At 68.7% G+C, this 16,244-nt stretch carries 15 protein-coding genes; 6 read left to right on the top strand and 9 right to left on the bottom strand.

Annotated features, from left to right (window positions below):
* Positions 1 to 49 precede the first annotated feature (49 nt).
* Together OB2597_RS18990 and OB2597_RS18995 are read left to right on the top strand one after the other, a co-directional pair.
* Positions 50 to 637: a uracil-DNA glycosylase family protein gene (locus tag OB2597_RS18990; protein ID WP_009807239.1), complete on the top strand. Its 588-nt coding sequence runs from the start codon at positions 50 to 52 to the stop codon at positions 635 to 637.
* Positions 630 to 1,421, top strand: a complete 792-nt coding sequence (locus tag OB2597_RS18995) for an SseB family protein (protein ID WP_009807240.1) — start codon at positions 630 to 632, stop codon at positions 1,419 to 1,421. The genes OB2597_RS18990 and OB2597_RS18995 overlap by 8 nt, the downstream gene beginning before the upstream one ends.
* 26 nt (positions 1,422 to 1,447) lie before the next feature.
* Here the strand turns inward: OB2597_RS18995 and OB2597_RS19000 are convergent, their stop codons facing one another.
* The 5 genes from OB2597_RS19000 to OB2597_RS19020 all read right to left on the bottom strand — a co-directional run bounded on the left by OB2597_RS19000 (position 1,448) and on the right by OB2597_RS19020 (position 7,815).
* A complete protein-coding gene (locus tag OB2597_RS19000) occupies positions 1,448 to 3,160 on the bottom strand; it encodes an SLC13 family permease (protein WP_084658943.1) in 1,713 nt (570 codons plus the stop codon).
* A gap of 564 nt (positions 3,161 to 3,724) precedes the next feature.
* A complete protein-coding gene (locus tag OB2597_RS19005) occupies positions 3,725 to 4,546 on the bottom strand; it encodes a TIGR00282 family metallophosphoesterase (RefSeq protein ID WP_009807242.1) in 822 nt (273 codons plus the stop codon).
* Between the two features lie 65 nt (positions 4,547 to 4,611).
* A complete protein-coding gene (locus OB2597_RS21085) occupies positions 4,612 to 5,232 on the bottom strand; it encodes a hypothetical protein (protein ID WP_009807243.1) in 621 nt (206 codons plus the stop codon).
* A gap of 134 nt (positions 5,233 to 5,366) precedes the next feature.
* Positions 5,367 to 7,139 carry an SLC13 family permease gene (locus OB2597_RS19015; RefSeq protein WP_009807244.1) on the bottom strand — a complete coding sequence of 591 codons (1,773 nt, stop codon included), beginning with the start codon at positions 7,137 to 7,139 and terminating at the stop codon, positions 5,367 to 5,369.
* 55 nt (positions 7,140 to 7,194) lie between these two features.
* Positions 7,195 to 7,815, bottom strand: coding sequence for a MarC family protein (locus OB2597_RS19020; RefSeq protein ID WP_009807245.1), 621 nt, complete (start codon positions 7,813 to 7,815; stop codon positions 7,195 to 7,197).
* A 181-nt stretch (positions 7,816 to 7,996) separates the two neighbouring features.
* Here OB2597_RS19020 and OB2597_RS19025 point away from each other — a divergent pair, with 181 nt between their 5' ends.
* Positions 7,997 to 8,737, top strand: coding sequence for a YebC/PmpR family DNA-binding transcriptional regulator (locus tag OB2597_RS19025; RefSeq protein ID WP_009807246.1), 741 nt, complete (start codon positions 7,997 to 7,999; stop codon positions 8,735 to 8,737).
* Positions 8,738 to 8,777: 40 nt separating this feature from the next.
* On the opposite strand, the gene OB2597_RS19030 is transcribed toward OB2597_RS19025, so the two are convergent.
* On the bottom strand, positions 8,778 to 9,488 hold the full coding sequence (locus OB2597_RS19030) for a dienelactone hydrolase family protein (RefSeq protein WP_009807247.1): 711 nt from the start codon (positions 9,486 to 9,488) through the stop codon (positions 8,778 to 8,780).
* Between the two features lie 154 nt (positions 9,489 to 9,642).
* Here OB2597_RS19030 and OB2597_RS19035 point away from each other — a divergent pair, with 154 nt between their 5' ends.
* The 3 genes from OB2597_RS19035 to OB2597_RS19045 are packed head-to-tail and all read left to right on the top strand — an operon-like array spanning position 9,643 to position 11,807.
* Positions 9,643 to 10,251, top strand: coding sequence for a LysE/ArgO family amino acid transporter (locus tag OB2597_RS19035; RefSeq protein WP_009807248.1), 609 nt, complete (start codon positions 9,643 to 9,645; stop codon positions 10,249 to 10,251).
* 45 nt (positions 10,252 to 10,296) lie between these two features.
* The gene (locus tag OB2597_RS19040; RefSeq protein WP_009807249.1) at positions 10,297 to 11,205 is read left to right on the top strand and encodes a DMT family transporter; all 909 of its coding nucleotides are present in this window, start codon (positions 10,297 to 10,299) and stop codon (positions 11,203 to 11,205) included.
* A gap of 38 nt (positions 11,206 to 11,243) precedes the next feature.
* A complete protein-coding gene (locus OB2597_RS19045; RefSeq protein WP_009807250.1) occupies positions 11,244 to 11,807 on the top strand; it encodes a hemerythrin domain-containing protein in 564 nt (187 codons plus the stop codon).
* A 139-nt stretch (positions 11,808 to 11,946) separates the two neighbouring features.
* On the opposite strand, the gene OB2597_RS19050 is transcribed toward OB2597_RS19045, so the two are convergent.
* The 3 genes from OB2597_RS19050 to OB2597_RS19060 form a co-directional block, all read right to left on the bottom strand.
* A complete protein-coding gene (locus tag OB2597_RS19050; protein ID WP_009807251.1) occupies positions 11,947 to 12,738 on the bottom strand; it encodes an SDR family oxidoreductase in 792 nt (263 codons plus the stop codon).
* 75 nt (positions 12,739 to 12,813) lie between these two features.
* Positions 12,814 to 14,304 carry a glycerol kinase GlpK gene (glpK, locus tag OB2597_RS19055; protein ID WP_009807252.1) on the bottom strand — a complete coding sequence of 497 codons (1,491 nt, stop codon included), beginning with the start codon at positions 14,302 to 14,304 and terminating at the stop codon, positions 12,814 to 12,816.
* Positions 14,305 to 14,490: 186 nt separating this feature from the next.
* Positions 14,491 to 16,206: an ABC transporter substrate-binding protein gene (locus tag OB2597_RS19060; RefSeq protein ID WP_009807253.1), complete on the bottom strand. Its 1,716-nt coding sequence runs from the start codon at positions 16,204 to 16,206 to the stop codon at positions 14,491 to 14,493.
* Positions 16,207 to 16,244 lie beyond the last annotated feature (38 nt).

Raw genomic sequence — 16,244 nt, forward strand, 5'->3', positions numbered from 1 at the left:
AAATGAACCCGCCCTTTACGCCGCCCGGCCGGGATGCATCTTTCCCCCCATGACCGACCTGCCGTCCGAGATCAGCGCCTGCCGCATATGCGCCGACCGCTTCGCCGCCACGGCGACCCGGCACCGGCCGCGGCCCGTCCCGTGGTTCCGCCCGACGGCGCGGCTTCTGATCGCCGGGCAGGCGCCCGGGCTTCAGGTGCACGAAAAGGGTCGGCCCTTCGACGACCGGTCCGGCGACCGGCTGCGCGACTGGCTGGGGATCGACCGCGACACCTTCTATGACCTGAACCGGGTCGCGGTGGTGCCGATGGCCTTCTGCTTTCCCGGCTACGATGCCAGGGGGTCTGACCTGCCGCCGCCCCGCATCTGCGCCGAGACATGGCACGACCGGGTCCTTGCCGCGCTGCCGCAGTTGCGCCTGCGCATCCTGATCGGGGCTCACGCCCAGCGATGGCACCTGGGTGCCAAGGGGCGGGTGACGGATACCGTCCGCGCCTTCCGCGACCATCTGCCGGGGGCCATCCCCTTGCCTCATCCCTCGTGGCGCAATACCGGATGGCTGAAACGCAACCCCTGGTTCGAGACCGAGCTGCTGCCGGTCCTGCGTGAGAAAGTGAAGGACGCGCTCGGTGACTGAGACCACCCCCATAGACGCCGCCCATGCCGCGATGGAGGCCGCCCCCGAGGACGACGCGGCCCGCCTGCGGTTTTACGAACGGCTGGCCGACAGCGAACTCTACCTGATGCTGACGCAGGAGGCGCGGGACGACACCGTGACGCCCGACCTCTTCGACCTGCCCGAGGCGACCTTTGCGCTGGTCTTCGACCGCGAGGACCGGCTCTCGGGCTTTGCGGGGCGGGCGGTGCCCTATGCCGCCCTCTCCGGCCGGGCCATCGCGGCGATGCTGGCGGGGCAGGGGATCGGTCTGGGGCTCAACCTCGACGTGGCCCCCTCGGCCATCCTGATCCCGCCCGCCGCCGTCGACTGGCTCGCCGCGACCCTGTCGGCCAGCCCCGACGAGGTCGAGGAGCGCATCGCCGAATTCACCCGCCCCGGCGATCTGCCCGAGGTCCTGCTTTCGGCGCTCGACACCAAGCTCGCCATGTCGGCCGGGCTGGCGCGCACGGCCTACCTCGTCGGCACGGTTTCGGAGAACGGGGCGCGCGGCCATCTGCTGGCCTTCGTCGACGCGGTCGAGGGCGCGCAGGAGGCCCTGGCCAAGGCGGCGGGCGAGGCGCTGACCTTCTCGGGGCTCGATGCGGGCGTGCTCGACGTCGCGTTCTTCGCGGCAACGGATCCGGCGGCCGCGCGCCTCGCCCGGCACGGGCTGCGCTTCGATCTTCCCGAGCCGCCCGCCCCCCGACGGGTCGAGCGCATCGCCCCCGGCTCGGATCCGGAGAAACCGCCGAAGCTTCGGTAGGGCCGGACCGGGCGGACCCTCCCCGCCTACAGCGGCCAGATGAAGGGGATGCAGGCCGACACGATCAGCCCCATGCTCAGGTTCAGCGGAATGCCGATCCGCATGAAATCGGTGAACCGATAGCCGCCGGGGCCGTAGACCATCATGTTGGTCTGATAGCCGATCGGCGTGGCGAAACTGGCCGAGGCCGCCACCATCACCGCCACCACCAGCGGCCGCGCATCGATGCCGACCACGTCGGCAAGCCCGATGGCGATCGGCGTGACCACCACGGCCACGGCGTTGTTCGACACCAGTTCGGTCAGGACCGAGGTCAGCAGGTAGATCGACCAGATTATGAAAAAGGCCGGCAGGTCCATCAGCAGCGGCGCGATGGCGTTGACGATCAGCCCGACCGCCCCCGAGTGCTCCAGCGCCGCCCCGACCGCGAGCATGGCGAAGATCATCGCCAGCAACCGCCCCTCGACGAAGGAAAACGCCTCGTCCGCGTCGATGCATCGGGTCAGCAGCACGGCCGCGACCGCCAGCACGGTCAGCAGGAAGATCGGCGCCACCCCCATGGCGGCCAGCGCCACGATGGCCAGCAGCGACACGATGGCGATCGGCGCATGTTCGCGGCGATAGGCCCGGCCGGTCGGCTGCGTGACGTCGACCATCTCCATCTCGGCCGACAGCCGCCGGATGTCCTCGGGCGCGCCCTCGAGAAGCAGCGTGTCGCCGATCCGCACCACCGTCTCGTCCAGCTGCCGGCCGATATTCTGGTTCCGGCGGTGCACCGCCAGCACATAGACCCCGTACCGCCGGCGCAGGCGCATCGAGCCCAGCTGCCGCCCCACCATCTTGCAGCCCGGCGTGATCAGCGCCTCGACCGTCGTCGTCTCGACTGCCGAGATCTGGTCGACGCGCTTCAGGCTCTTGTTGCGCTGGAGGCTCAGCAGTTCGCTGATCTGGCTGCGCAGCACCACGATGTCTCCGACCTGGAGCACCACGTCCCGCAGGTTGCGCCGCAGCGATTCGTCGCCCCGGACCACATCGATCAGCCGGACCCCCTCGCGCTGGAAGAGCTGCACGCTCAGCACCTCGCGGCCGATGAGGTTGGAGTCGGGCGGGATCACCGCCTCGGTGAAGAACTTCATCCGCGACCGGTCCGAGAGCATGTCGGCCATGCTGTCCCGCTCGGGCAACATCCAGCGGCCCACGACGACGAGGTAGAGCATCCCCCAGGCCACCACGACCAGCCCGATGGGCGTGACCTCGAAGATCGAGAAGGGCGCGAGCCCCTGCGCCCGCGCCACGCCGTCCACCAGCAGGTTCGTCGAGGTGCCGATCAGCGACAGGGTGCCCCCCATGATCGCCGCGTAGGACAGCGGGATCAGCAGCCGCGAGGCGTTGATCCCCAGCTTGCGCGCCAGTTGCACGAACACCGGGATCATCACCACCACGACCGGCGTGTTGGCCACGATGCCCGAGGCCAGCACCACGAAGGCCATCAGCGCCGCAATCGCCACCCTGGGCCGCGACGTGTAGCTTTCGGCCAGCTGGGTGAAGGCATCCAGGGCCCCTGTCCGCACCAGCGCCCCCATGATCAGGAACATCGCCGCGATGGTCCAGGGGGCCGGGTTCGACAGAACGTCCAGCGCCTTCTCGTAGGGCAGGAGGCCCAGAAGCAGCATGACCGCCGCCCCGCCGATGGCCACCACCTCGGTCGGATAGACCTCGCGCACGAACAGCACGAACATGAGGATCACCACCGCCAGCGTCAGCAGCGCCGACCCGGTCGGCGAAATGTCGATAAGTTCCGTCAATTGCCGCTCCGCACCTCCGGCGCGCAGACCTTCCCGCGCGCCGGGGCCTATCTAGGCGTCCGGGGGGCGCCCGGGCAAGGCTTCACTTTGCACCACCGGCACGGGGCTGCACAAGCCTCGGCGGTTCCGGCTGGGCGCCCTACGGGTCGCGAGGTGGAACGAAGCCAATGCCCCCGAGGGGAAGGCGAAAGGTTCGCCCCGGAGCCACGTTCCGGCGGCTCGGCCTGCCGCCGGGCGGGATGGCCTCCGGCGTGGCCGGGAACGGTTCGCCGCGACACGCGGAAATCTTGCCGAAAGGGCGCATGCCCGCAGTTCAAAAGCCCCCGGGCGCGAGGGGCCGGCGGTGTCCTCCGCGCAGATTCAGGAACGCGGGCAGCGCGGGGTGCAGGCGCCCGGACCCGGACGGGCGAAGCGTGCCGGTGCGGGCGTCCGCCGCGCCCCTGCTTGCCGCACGGGTCGGCCGGACAAGGCGCAACGACCGGATCGCCGCCCCTTGCGTCACACCGGCCCCGGTCCGGCCTGTGCCAGCCGGCCGCCGTGCCGCACCATCTCGATCCGCGTCGCAAGACCGGTGCGGTCGTCCGTCTCGACATAGACGCCGGACAGGGTGGCCTCGCCGTTCGCCGGCTGGAACCGCCCCTTGGACATGCCCGTCACGAAGCGTCGCAGCGGCTCGGCCTTGTCCATTCCGATGACCGAATTGTAGTCGCCGCACATGCCCGCATCGGAGATATGCGCCGTCCCCTTCTCGAGGATCTGCGCATCCGCCGTCGCCACATGCGTATGCGTCCCCGCCACCAGGCTTGCCCGGCCGTCGCACCAGTGCCCCATGGCCATCTTCTCGGACGTCGCCTCGCAATGCATGTCGACAATGGCGGCCTGCACGAGACCGCCGGGCGGATGCGCCTTGAGCACTTGGTCGACGGCCGAGAAGGGGTCGTCATAGGGCCGCGACATGAAGACCTGTCCCAGGACCTGCGCCACCAGCACCTTGCGCCCGCCGGGCGCGTCGAAGATGCGATGCCCGCGCCCCGGCGCCTGCTTGGCGAAGTTGATCGGGCGGACGATCCGCGGCTCGTTCTCGATGAAGGTCATCATCTCCTTCTGGTCGAAGGCATGGTCGCCGAGGGTCAGGCAGTCCGCCCCCGCATCCAGCAGGATCCGGGCGTGATCCGGCGAGAGGCCCGCGCCGTTCGTCGCGTTCTCGCCGTTGACGACGACGAAATCCAGTTTCCACGCGTCGCGCAGCCGCGGCAGGTGATCCACGATGGCCGTCCGGCCCGACCGGCCGACGACGTCTCCGAGAAAGAGCAGTTTCATGCGGATGGCCTAAGCGGGGCGGCGCGAAAGGGCAAGGGAAGAGGTGAGGCGGCGGGGCCGGCGGGTCAGAAATCGTGCCGGAACGGCGCGTTGGCGGCCCAGTCCGAACGGTCCATGATATAGGGCGTTTCGCCGACTTTGACGGCCCAGGTGTCGATGATGAACTCCTGGCCCGTATCCCTCTGGACGATGGTCGCCACCGTGTGGGTCCAGAACCGCCGCGTCATCATGCCCAGGGTGACGCGCTGGCCCTGGCGGTGAAACCGCAGATGGCCGGCATCGTCCAGCAGCGCCAGGTAGACGGCCGTGTTGACCATCTCGTCGATACAGTCCTGCGACAGTCCCGACGCCGCCAGCGTCGAAAACGCGGTGTCGGTATCGTAGCCGGTCTTGCGGCCCACCATGACCTCGATCCGCCGCAGCGCCTCGGCCAGGGCGCGCCGTTCTTCCGGCGCCGTGCGGGGAGGGCGGGCAAAGGGGGCGCGGACCTCCCGCCACTCCGCGGGTGTCAGGGCCAGCGGAATCCGCTTGTCGCAGCCGTGGCTGCCGCAGACCTGGAAGGCGTCCGGCCGTGGGTTCGCGGCGCCGAAGGCCATGCGCGCGCGCTCGAGGCTGCCGTTGTCCACGGCGCAGCCGGCCAGCGCCGCGAGGCCGAGAAGGCCGATGTAGACTGTGCTGCGCGCCATCCGTCCCGCCAGGTTGCACTGGTGCTACCTTAGCAGAATCGGGCGCTCCGGGCAGCGGGATCGTCCGCCCGGGCCGCGCAGTCCGGCCCGCCTGTGTACAGCAGGCCACAGTCGCCTGCGCGCGACGCGACCGGTCACAGGGGCCAGAACACCAGGATCGCCGGGACCGACACCGCGATCACCAGGATCTCGAGCGGCAGTCCCATGCGCCAGTAATCCCCGAACCGATAGCCGCCGGGGCCCAGGATCAGCGTGTTGTTCTTGTGTCCGATGGGGGTGAGGAAGGCCGCCGAGGCCGCCACCGCCACGGCCATCAGGAACGGGTCCGGCGAAACCTCGAGGCCCTGCGCCATCTGAATGCCGATCGGCGCGGCGACGATCGCCGTGGCCGTGTTGTTCAGCACGTCCGACAGGGTCATGGTCACGACCATCAGCGCCGTCAGGATCGCCCAGGCGGGCCAGCCGTCCGTCAGCCAGATCAGGTTCGCGGCGATCAGGCTCGTCCCGCCCGATTCCTCCAGCGCCGCGCCGAGCGGGATCATCGACCCCAGCAGCACGACCACCGGCCATTCCACGTGGTCATAGAGCTCCTGCAGGGGCACGACCCGCATCAGCACGTAGGCGATCACCACCAGGCCCAGGGCAATCGGCAGGGCGATGACCCCGAGGCTTGCCAGCACCACCGCGCCGCCGAACAGCCCGATCGCCGCCCAGGTCTTGCTGTCCTGCGTCACCGCCAGCCCGCGATCCGCCAGCGGCAGGCATCCCAGCCAGTCCGCCACGTCGTTGCCGGTGTCCTTCTGCACGAGGATCAGCAGGATGTCGCCCGGCTCCACCACGGTCTTGCGCACCTGGCTGGTGATCCGCCGGCCCCGGCGCGAGATGCCCATCAGCACCGCCCGCTGCCGCCAGGACAACCCGATGGTCTGCGCCGTCTTGCCGTTCAGCCGGCTCTCGGGCTTCACCACCATCTCGATGATGTCGAGTCCTTCGCTGTCCGCCCGCAGAAGTTCCTCGCGCCGGTCGTCGGAAAAGGCCAGCGACAGGGCCGAGCGGAACTCGTCCAGCGCCCCCGGCGCGGCCTCGAGCACCAGCGCGTCGCCCGCCTGGATCACGTTGTTGCGCGCGTTGCCGTACAGCCGCCTGCCGTCGCGGATCAGGCCGATGATGGCCACGTCCGCCTTCTCGGCCGCCTCGCTCAACTCGCCGACCCGCATCCCGACCTGCCGGTTGCCCTCGGGCACGGTCAGTTCGGCCACGTAGGGCGCGAGGTCCGAGGTCCGGACCACCGCGTCCTCGCGTGTGGGGATCAGCCGCCAGCCGATCAGCGCGACGAAGGCGAGCCCGGCGATGGCCGCCAGCCCGCCCACGGGCGCAAAGTCGAACATCCGGAACGATTCGCCCAGCCGCTCTTCGCGGAAGGTGGCGATGATGATGTTCGGCGGCGTTCCGATCAGCGTGACCATCCCGCCCAGGATGGTCGCAAAGCTCAGCGGCATCAGCGACAGGCCGGGCACCCGTCCGGCCTTGCGCGCGGTCTGGATGTCCACCGGCATCAGCAGCGCCAGGGCGGCCACATTGTTCATGAAGGCCGACAGCAGGCCGCCGATCCCGCCCATCATGACGATATGCGCGCCCAGCTTCCGGGAACTGTCCACCAGCGTCCGCGTGATCAGGTAGACCGCACCCGAGCGCACAAGCCCGGCCGACACGATCAGCACCAGCGCCACGATCAGCGTCGCCTCGTGGCCGAACCCGTCGAAGGCGTCTTCGGTTTCCACCGCCCCCAGCACGACCGCCGCCATCAGGGCGCCGAAGGCGACGATGTCATAGCGCCAGCGGCCCCAAAGAAGCAGGGCGAAGACGGCGCCGAAGATGGAGAAAAGGATTATCTGCTCGGTATTCATGCGGCTAATCTAACGTGGCAATCCGCGGTGCACAGGGCCAATGATCCCGCGGGCGTCATGCGGGGGTCTCGGCGATCAGAACCCGCACGGCCTCGATGATGTTGTCCACCGCGACCGCCGCAAGCACCATGCCCATCACCCGGCTGACGATGGCCGCGCCGCTGCCCCGGATCACCCGCAGGATCGGTGCGGCCAGCAGCATCAGCACCAGCGCGCAGGCCAGCACCAGCAGCATCACCAGGGCGGTCATCGCCTGTTCCGGCACCGAGAACCGGTGGTTGTCGGTCAGCAGGACGATGGCCAGCATCGCGCCGGGAGACGCGATCGAGGGCACGGCGAGCGGAAAGATCGCGGGCATTCCCTCACCGCGTTCCGTCCCGGCCCCGGCGCCGTTCAGCGGCTGCCCGAAGATCATCGTGAAGGCGAAGGCGAAAAGAATCAGGCCGCCCGCGATCTGGAACGCGGGCAGCGAGATGCCGAGCGCGTCGATCAGGAACTGGCCCAGGACCAGGAAGAGCCCCAGAACCAGGGCCGCGACCCCGGCCGCCTGGAAGGCCGTGCGCCGCAGCGCGGCGGGCGTCATGCCCGCGGTCACGGCGACGAAGACGGGGATGGTGCCGATCGGATCGACGACGACCCAGAGAATGACGAACTGCTCGAACAGGGAAGTGGGCATGCGGACCTTGTGACGCGAATTGGACCGGCGCGCGGCGCCGCGGCCGGACGCCCGAAGACGCGCCGGCCACGGCCAGCTATATCGCGCGGCCCGCGCAGCACAAACCCTAACCGCTTGCCTGTGCCCCGGCGGCTGAATTATAGAGACGCGGATCAATTCCCGTGCAATCAACGAGGGTCCCATGGCCGGCCATTCAAAATGGGCGAACATCCAGCACCGCAAGGGGCGTCAGGACGCCGCGCGGTCGAAACTGTTTTCCAAGCTGTCGAAAGAGATCACCGTCGCCGCCAAGATGGGCGATCCCGATCCCGACAAGAACCCGCGCCTCCGCCTTGCGGTGAAGGAGGCGAAGTCGCAATCCGTCCCGAAGGACGTGATCGAGCGGGCGATCAAGAAATCCCAGGCCGGTGACGGCGACGATTACGAGGAAATCCGCTACGAGGGCTACGGCCCCAACGGCGTCGCCGTGATCGTCGAGGCGATGACCGACAACCGCAACCGGACCGCCTCGAACGTGCGCTCGACCTTCTCCAAGAACGGCGGCAACCTCGGCGAGACGGGCTCGGTCGGGTTCATGTTCGAACGCAAGGGCGAGGTGACCTATCCGGCCGAGGTCGGCGACGCCGACACCGTGCTGATGGCCGCCATCGAGGCCGGCGCCGAGGATGTCGAAAGCACCGAGGACGGCCACTACATCTATTGCGCCGACACCGACCTGAACGATGTGGCCGGCGCCCTCGAGACCGAACTGGGCGAGAGCGAATCGACCAAGCTGATCTGGAAGCCGACCACGACGACCGAAATGGACCTCGACGGCATGCAGAAGCTGATGAAGCTGATCGAGGCGCTGGAAGACGATGACGACGTGCAGCGCGTCACCGCCAATTTCGAAGCCTCCGACGAGGTGATGGAAGCGCTCTGACCCGCGCCGGGCGGCGGCATGGCCGCCGGACCGGCGCCTCTCAGTTCAGGTGATCGGCGAAGAAGTCGCTCAGCGCGCGCCAGGACCGGCGATCCGCCGCCTCGGAATAGCCGAACCCCTTGCTGGCCGCGGCCTTCGGATTGGTGAAGGCGTGGCCGGTATGGCCGAAACTCAGCATCTGCCAGTCGTCGCAATGCGCGTTCAGTTCCTCGGCCAGCGCCACCTTGACCTCCGGCGGGCACAGGCTGTCGTCCCAGCCGTCGCAGATCAGCAGCCGGGCCTTGATCCTTTTCGACCCGGCGGGCGGCGCGTCATAGACCCCGTGCAGCGAGACGCCGGCCTCGAATTCCGCCCCCGCCCGGGCGAGGTCCAGCACCGACTTGCCGCCGAAGCAGTATCCCATGGCCCCCAGCTTGCGGCCCCGGGTCTGGGGCAGTCCACGCAGCTCCGCCAGCGCCGCCTCCATCCGGCGGGCCAGAAGCGGCCGGTCGGCCTGGAGCGCCGCCATCAGCGACGCCGCCTCGTCCCGGTCGGCGGCGAGCTTCCCGCCCGAGTAGTAATCCACGCCGAGCGCCACGTAGCCCTGCTGCGCCAGCCGGTCGCAGCTGGCGCGCTCCGTGTCCGACAGCCCCGAAAAGGCCGGCGACACGAGCACGCCGGGAAACGGCCCGTCCCCCTCGGGCACGGCCAGATACCCGATGCAGGTCATGCCGTCGGCGTCGTAGCGGTGGTCCTGTCCTGTCGGCATCATGCCCTCCCTCTTGCCGGCAGGGTGACCGTAGCGCGCGGATCGGTCAACACCGCGTCGCGCCCGCCCGACGTCCGGGGGGCAGCCGAGGCCAGTTCCCTCTGGAAGCCTCCGCCGGATCCTCCTATCCCGGGTTCCGCAAACAGGGGATCGTGCCGTGCAGACGGATTTCGCCACAGCCTTTCTGGCCGCCTTCGGGCTGGGCCTGTCGCTGATCGTCGCGATCGGCGCGCAGAACGCCTTCGTGCTGCGCCAGGGCCTCCGCCGCGAGCATGTCCTGGCGGTGGTCCTCACCTGCGCCATATCGGACGCGCTGCTGATCGTCGCCGGCGTCGCGGGCTTCGCCACCCTGACCGAACGGCTGCCCTGGATCGGCCCGCTCATGCGCTACGGCGGGGCGGCCTTCCTCTTCGTCTACGGAACGCTCGCCCTGCGCAGCGCCTGGCGCGGCGGCGAGGCGCTGGACCAGGCCGGAAACGGCGGCGCCGGACTTGGCCGTACCCTGGCCGTCTGCCTCGCCCTGACATGGGGCAATCCGCATGTCTACCTCGACACGCTCGCCCTGATGGGCGCGATCTCGGCCCAGTACGACAGCAGGATCGGATTCGCGGCGGGCGGCGTCACCGCCTCGGCGGTCTTCTTCACGACCCTCGGCTTCGGCGCCCGCTTCCTCGCCCCCGTCTTCCGGCGGCCCGTGGCGTGGCGCTGGCTCGACCTCGGCATCGGGCTGATCATGTACGCGATCGCTGTCTCGCTGCTGGTATGATCTTTTGCCCTTGTGACCATCGCGGGGACGTGCCAACCAGATTACATGTCGCCAGCAGCTAATTACCGTCCCGTCGAGGGCATCCTGTGGACCTTCGGGGCCGGTCTGCTCTTCGTCGGGGTCAATGTCCTGGTCAAGTTCCTCGGCCCGGTGGTCCCGGCAACCGAGATGGCCTTCCTCCGCTATGCGCTCGGCCTCGTCCTGCTGGTCCCCGCGATCCGCCAGATCATGCGGCTGCGCCTCACCGGCCGCCAGTGGGGTCTCTTCGCCCTGCGCGGCGCCCTGCACGCGGTCGGGGTGGCCCTCTGGTTCTACGCCATGGCGACCATCCCGCTCGCCGACGTGACCGCGATGAACTACCTCTCGCCGATCTACGTCACCATCGGCGCCGCGCTCTTCATGGGCGAGAAACTGGCCGCCCGCCGCATCATCGCGGTGGTCGTCGGCCTCGTCGGCGCCCTCGTCATCCTGCGCCCCGGCTTCCGCGAGATCTCGGAGGGGCATGTCGCGATGATGATCGCCGCGCTGGTCTTCGCCGGATCCTATCTCCTGGCCAAGCACCTGACGGACGCCACCGACCCGATCGCGGTGATCACCATGCTCTCGGTCTGGGTCACCGTCGGCCTGATCCCCCTGGCCGCCCCCGTCTGGGTCACGCCCACCTGGTTCCAGATCGTCATGCTCTTCGTCACCGCCGCCTTCGCCACGCTCGGTCACTATCTCATGACGCTGGGCTTCCGGGCCGCGCCGATCACCGTGACCCAGCCCGTCACCTTCCTGCAACTGGTCTGGGCCGTCGCGCTCGGCGTGCTGCTCTTCGACGAACCGGTCGATCCCTTCGTCATCCTGGGCGGTTTGATGATCATCGGCGCGATCAGCTTCATCACCTGGCGCGAGGCCGTGGCGAAGAAGACCCAGGTCACGCCGCCCGTCCCGCCGCAGAAGATGAACTGAGGCTGGCCGATCCAGCGCCGCCGCACTACTTGGGTTGCATGACGGACAGTCTCGATCTCGACGCCCGCAAGGGGCTCCCCGACCATCTCCGCGTCCTCGCCGACCTCTATCCGCGGGCCGACTGGCGCGGCCATGCCAATTTCAGCGATCTCACCGCCTTCTGGCTGGAACGCCACGGCATGTTCCGCCAGCTGAACGACCTGCTGGTCGAGGGTACGGAAAAGCGCCTCGACGGCGCCAATCCGCGCTTCGGCCGCGAGATGCAGCACTACACCTCGATCTTCCTCAACCAGCTCCACGGGCATCACCAGATCGAGGACAATCACTACTTTCCGCAGTTCATCCCGCTCGACCGCCGCCTCGAGCAGGGGTTCGAGATCCTCGACCGCGACCACCACGCGCTCGACGGGCATATCCACGCGCTCGCGGAAGCGACGAACGCGGTTCTCCAGCGCATCGCCGCCGGCGAGGATGACGAGGCCGAGGCCCGCCGGCTGCTCGAGGCGCAGACCGCCTTCCGCCGCTTCCTCCACCGCCACCTCGAGGATGAGGAGGACCTCGTCGTACCCGTGATCCTGGAATATGGCGCCGCGCTCGAATGACAGCCGCGCGCCCCTGTTTCTTCTTGCCGGGAAATATCCCGGGAGGTCCGGAGGGCAGCGCCCTCCGGCAGGGAATGGAATGCGCCGCAGGCGCGCCACCGGACCCGGTGGATCGGCCGGACCGGCCCAACCGGGCGGTTCAGGCGTCGATCGAGCTCCCGATCGTCGCCCAGACAAGCCCGCCGTCCACGGCGATGGTCTGGCCCACCACGTAGTTCCCCGACCGCGCCGCGAGGTAGATCGCCGCCGCCGAGATGTCCTCGCCGTTGCCGATCCGCTTCAGCGGAATGCGTTTCGCCACCTCGTCGCCGTGATCCCGCGCCGCGCGGTTCATGTCCGAGGCGAATGCGCCCGGCGCGATGCAGTTCACCAGGATATTGTCCTCGAGAACCCGCGCCGCGACCCGCCGCGTCAGGTAGATCAGCCCGGACTTCGAGGCGTGGTAGGCATAGGTCTCCCACGGGTTCAGCCGCAGCCCGTCGATCGAGGCGATGTTGATCACCTTCGACGGCTCTTCCGCGGTGGCGTTCCTGGCCAGCAAGCCATGCATCTTCTGGGTCAGGAAGAAGGGCGACTTGAGGTTCAGGTCCATGGTCTTGTCCCAGCCCGACTCGGAGAATTCGAGATAGTCCTCGCCCCAGGCCGCGCCGGCATTGTTGATCAGGATGTCGACATGGTCCTCGTGGTCGCGCAGATCGGCCAGGAAGGCGTCGATCCCCTCGAGCGTCGACAGGTCATGGGGCAGGGCCACGCATTTCGGCCCCAGTTCCTCGGCCGTGTCGACGCAGGCCTGCGCCTTGCGCGCGGTGATGTAGACCTTGGCGCAGCCCGCCTCGATGAAGGCCCGGGCAAAGTGCTTGCCGATCCCGCGCGAACCGCCGGTGACGACCGCGATCTTGCCGTCGAGTGAAAAGAGCGTGCTGATATCCATGTGAACCTCCCGTTATGCGGAAACATATTCCGCACGTGCCGGCGCAGGCGTCAAGGCGAAAGCCGGCCGCCCGGCCTAGCCGGCGGCGATGGTCGCCCGCACCGCCCGCGTCCAGCGCTCGTGTCGCGCGTCCCGGTCCGCCGCCTCCATCCGCGGCTCGAACCGGCGGTCCAGGGCCCAGTCGGCGGCGAAGGACTCGGGCCCGGGACAGACCCCGGCCCGCCAGCCCGCCACCCAGGCGACCCCCTTCGCGGTGGTCTCCAGCACCTGCGGCCGGTCCACCGGCGCGCCCAGGATGTCCGACAGGAACTGCATCGCCCAGTCCGAGGCGGTCATGCCCCCGTCCACCCGCAGCACCGTGTCGCCCGCCCCCTGCGCCCAGTCCGCCTGCATCGCCTCGAGCAGGTCGCGCGTCTGGAAGCCCACGCTTTCCAGCGCCGCCCGCGCCAGTTCCTCCGGGCCCGTGCCCCGCGTCAGGCCGAAGATCGCCCCCCTGCAGTCGGCGTCCCAGTAGGGCGCGCCCAGCCCGGTGAAGGCCGGCACCATGATGACCCGCTGCTCCGGATCCGCCGCCCCGGCGAGGCGATGGGTCTCCCCGGCGTCCCGGATCAGCCTCAGCCCGTCGCGCAGCCACTGCACCACCGCCCCGGCCACGAAGATCGCCCCCTCGAAGGCATAGGTCGGCCGGCCGTCGAACTGGTAGGCCACCGTCGTCAGCATCCGGTTCCGCGACCGTACCATCGTCTCGCCGATGTTCAGTAGCGCGAAACACCCGGTGCCATAGGTCGATTTCATCATGCCCGGCCGGAAACAGGCCTGCCCGATGGTCGCCGCCTGCTGATCGCCCGCCACGCCCAGGATCGGGATCTCCCGCCCAAAGAGGTCGGCGCGGGTCGTGCCGAAATCGGCATTGCAGTCCCGCACCTCCGGCAGCATCGCCATCGGGATGCCGAACAGCGCGCAGAGCTCCTCCGACCACGCCCCCCGGCCGATGTCGTAGAGCATCGTCCGCGACGCGTTGGTGGCATCGGTGGCATGCACGGCCCCGCCCGTCAGCTTCCAGATCAGATAGGTGTCCACCGTTCCGAACATCAGTTCGCCCGCCTCGGCCCGCGCCCGCGCGCCCTCCGCGTTCTCCAGGACCCATCGCAGCTTGGTGGCCGAGAAATAGGGGTCCAGCAGCAGCCCCGTCCGCTCCGTCACCGCTTCCTCGTGCCCCGCGGCCTTCAGCCCGGCGCAATACTCCGCCGTTCTCCGATCCTGCCAGACGATGGCGTTGTGCACGGGCCGGCCGGTGGCCCGGTCCCAGACCAGCGTGGTCTCGCGCTGGTTGGTGATCCCGATCGCGGCGATATCCGCCACGTCCACGCCCGCCCGTTCGATCACCGCCCGCGAGGTCGCGGCGACCGTGCTCCAGATATCCGTCGGATCGTGCTCGACCCAGCCCGAGCGGGGAAAGTACTGCCGGAACTCCTCCTGCGCCGAGGCCACCGGCGTCAGACCCGCATCGAAGACGATCGCCCGGCTCGAGGTCGTTCCCTGATCAATCGCAAGCACATATCGCATCGCGCATCCTCCCTGGCAGGCACTCTTCCCGCAACCGGCCTCCCGGTCAACGCGCCCGCGCCCCCTCTTCTTCTTGCTCGCAAGTATCCCGGGGTGAATTGGCGCCGCAGGCGCCGAGAGGGGCAGCGCCCCTTCCCCCATGCAAACGGGGCCCCGCAGGGCCCCGCTCCGTCATCGCCGCGACGATCAGTTCCAGGACTTGATCAGCTCGTCGTAGGACACCGTCTTCGGCTCCTCGTCCTCGTTGTCGAGCTTCGCCTTGGGCGAGCCGGGCTGCGACAGCCAGTACTCCGGATCGCGCTCCTCGTTCAGCTGCGGCCCGAGCTCGCCCTGCACCCCGGCGCGTTCCAGCCGTTCCAGGACGCTCTCCATGTCCTCGCACAGCTGGTCCAGCGCGCCCTGCGGGGTCTTGGCACCCGACATGGCATCGCCGATATTCTGCCACCACAGCTGCGCCAGCTTGGGATAGTCCGGCACGTTGGTGCCCGTGGGCGACCATGCCACGCGCGCCGGCGAGCGGTAGAACTCCACGAGGCCGCCCAGTTTCGGCGCCCGCTCGGTAAAGCTCTCGTGCTGGATCGTCGATTCGCGGATGAAGGTCAGGCCGACATGGCTCTTCTTCACGTCCACGGTCTTCGAGGTGACGAACTGGGCGTACAGCCACGCGGCCTTGGCGCGGTCGTCGGGCGTGGATTTCAGGATCGTCCAGGAGCCCACATCCTGGTAGCCGACCTTGGTGCCCTCGGTCCAGTAGACACCGTGCGGCGACGGCGCGAGCCGCCATTTCGGGGTGCCGTCGTCGTTCATGACCGTCTCCGACGCCACCAGCGGCGGCACGAAGGTGGTGTACATGAACATCTGCTGCGCGATCTGGCCCTGCGCCGGGATCGGACCGGCCTCGGAGAAGGTCATGCCGGCGGCGGCCGGGGGCGCGTATTTCTCCAGCCATTCGATGGCCTTGGTCACGGCGTAGACCGCCGCGGGCGAATTGGCCGCGCCGCCGCGGTCCACGCAGGCGCCCACGGGCTGCGAGTTCTCGTTGACCCGGATCCCCCATTCGTCGACGGGAAGGCCGTTCGGTTCGCCCTCGGATCCCATGCCGGCCATCGACATCCACGCATCGGTGTAGCGCCAGCCGAGCGAGGGATCCTTCTTGCCGTAGTCCATGTTGCCGAAGATCTCGCCCTCGACACCCAGGTGCGACAGGTCGCGTCCGGTGAAGAACTCGGCGATGTCCTCGTAGGCCGCCCAGTTCACCGGCACGCCCAGCTCGTAGCCGTATTCCTCCTGGAAGTCGGCCTTGTTCTTCTCGTCGTTGAACCAGTCGTAGCGGAACCAGTAGAGATTGGCGAACTGCTGGTCGGGCAGCTGGTAGAGATCGCCATCCGGCGCGGTGGTGAACTGGATGCCGATGAAATCGTCCAGGTCCAGCGTCGGGCTGGTCACCTCTGCACCGGTGCCCTCCATCCAGTCGGTCAGGCTGCGCGCCTGCTGGTAGCGCCAGTGCGTGCCGATCAGGTCGCTGTCGTTGATATAGGCATCATAGACGTTCTGGCCCGACTGCATCTGCGTCTGCAGCTTCTCCACCACGTCGCCCTCGCCGATCAGGTCGTGGGTGACCTCGATACCGGTGATGGCGGTGAAGGCCGGGGCCAGCACCTGGCTTTCGTATTCATGCGTGGTGATGGTTTCGGACACGACGCTGATCGACATGCCCTCCATCGGCGCCGCGGCGTCGATGAACCACTGCATCTCGTTTTCCTGTTCTTCGCGGGTGAGCGCGGACATGTCCCCGATCTCCGTATCCAGGAACTCGCGGGCGGCCTCCATGTCCGCCCAGGCCGGCCCGGCCAGCGCGAGCGCGACCGTCAGGGCCGTGGTGTTTCGTAGACAGTTCCTCATTGCTTTCCTCCCTTTGAAATCCGAAGTTTCCGGCGTCT

This window comes from Pseudooceanicola batsensis HTCC2597, assembly GCF_000152725.1.
In the GTDB taxonomy this organism is placed as follows: domain Bacteria; phylum Pseudomonadota; class Alphaproteobacteria; order Rhodobacterales; family Rhodobacteraceae; genus Pseudooceanicola; species Pseudooceanicola batsensis.

Coding starts and splice junctions, on each gene's coding strand:
- OB2597_RS21085 (WP_009807243.1), bottom strand. CDS start 5,232: ATGGCGCGCAGCACAGTCTACATCGGCCTTCTCGGCCTCGCGGCGCTG.
- OB2597_RS19060 (WP_009807253.1), bottom strand. CDS start 16,206: ATGAGGAACTGTCTACGAAACACCACGGCCCTGACGGTCGCGCTCGCG.
- OB2597_RS19045 (WP_009807250.1), top strand. CDS start 11,244: ATGACGGACAGTCTCGATCTCGACGCCCGCAAGGGGCTCCCCGACCAT.
- OB2597_RS19000 (WP_084658943.1), bottom strand. CDS start 3,160: ATGTTCGTGCTGTTCGTGCGCGAGGTCTATCCGACCGAGGTGGTGGCC.
- glpK (WP_009807252.1), bottom strand. CDS start 14,304: ATGCGATATGTGCTTGCGATTGATCAGGGAACGACCTCGAGCCGGGCG.
- OB2597_RS19005 (WP_009807242.1), bottom strand. CDS start 4,546: ATGAAACTGCTCTTTCTCGGAGACGTCGTCGGCCGGTCGGGCCGGACG.
- OB2597_RS18990 (WP_009807239.1), top strand. CDS start 50: ATGACCGACCTGCCGTCCGAGATCAGCGCCTGCCGCATATGCGCCGAC.
- OB2597_RS19030 (WP_009807247.1), bottom strand. CDS start 9,488: ATGATGCCGACAGGACAGGACCACCGCTACGACGCCGACGGCATGACC.
- OB2597_RS19015 (WP_009807244.1), bottom strand. CDS start 7,139: ATGAATACCGAGCAGATAATCCTTTTCTCCATCTTCGGCGCCGTCTTC.
- OB2597_RS19025 (WP_009807246.1), top strand. CDS start 7,997: ATGGCCGGCCATTCAAAATGGGCGAACATCCAGCACCGCAAGGGGCGT.
- OB2597_RS19020 (WP_009807245.1), bottom strand. CDS start 7,815: ATGCCCACTTCCCTGTTCGAGCAGTTCGTCATTCTCTGGGTCGTCGTC.
- OB2597_RS19040 (WP_009807249.1), top strand. CDS start 10,297: ATGTCGCCAGCAGCTAATTACCGTCCCGTCGAGGGCATCCTGTGGACC.
- OB2597_RS19050 (WP_009807251.1), bottom strand. CDS start 12,738: ATGGATATCAGCACGCTCTTTTCACTCGACGGCAAGATCGCGGTCGTC.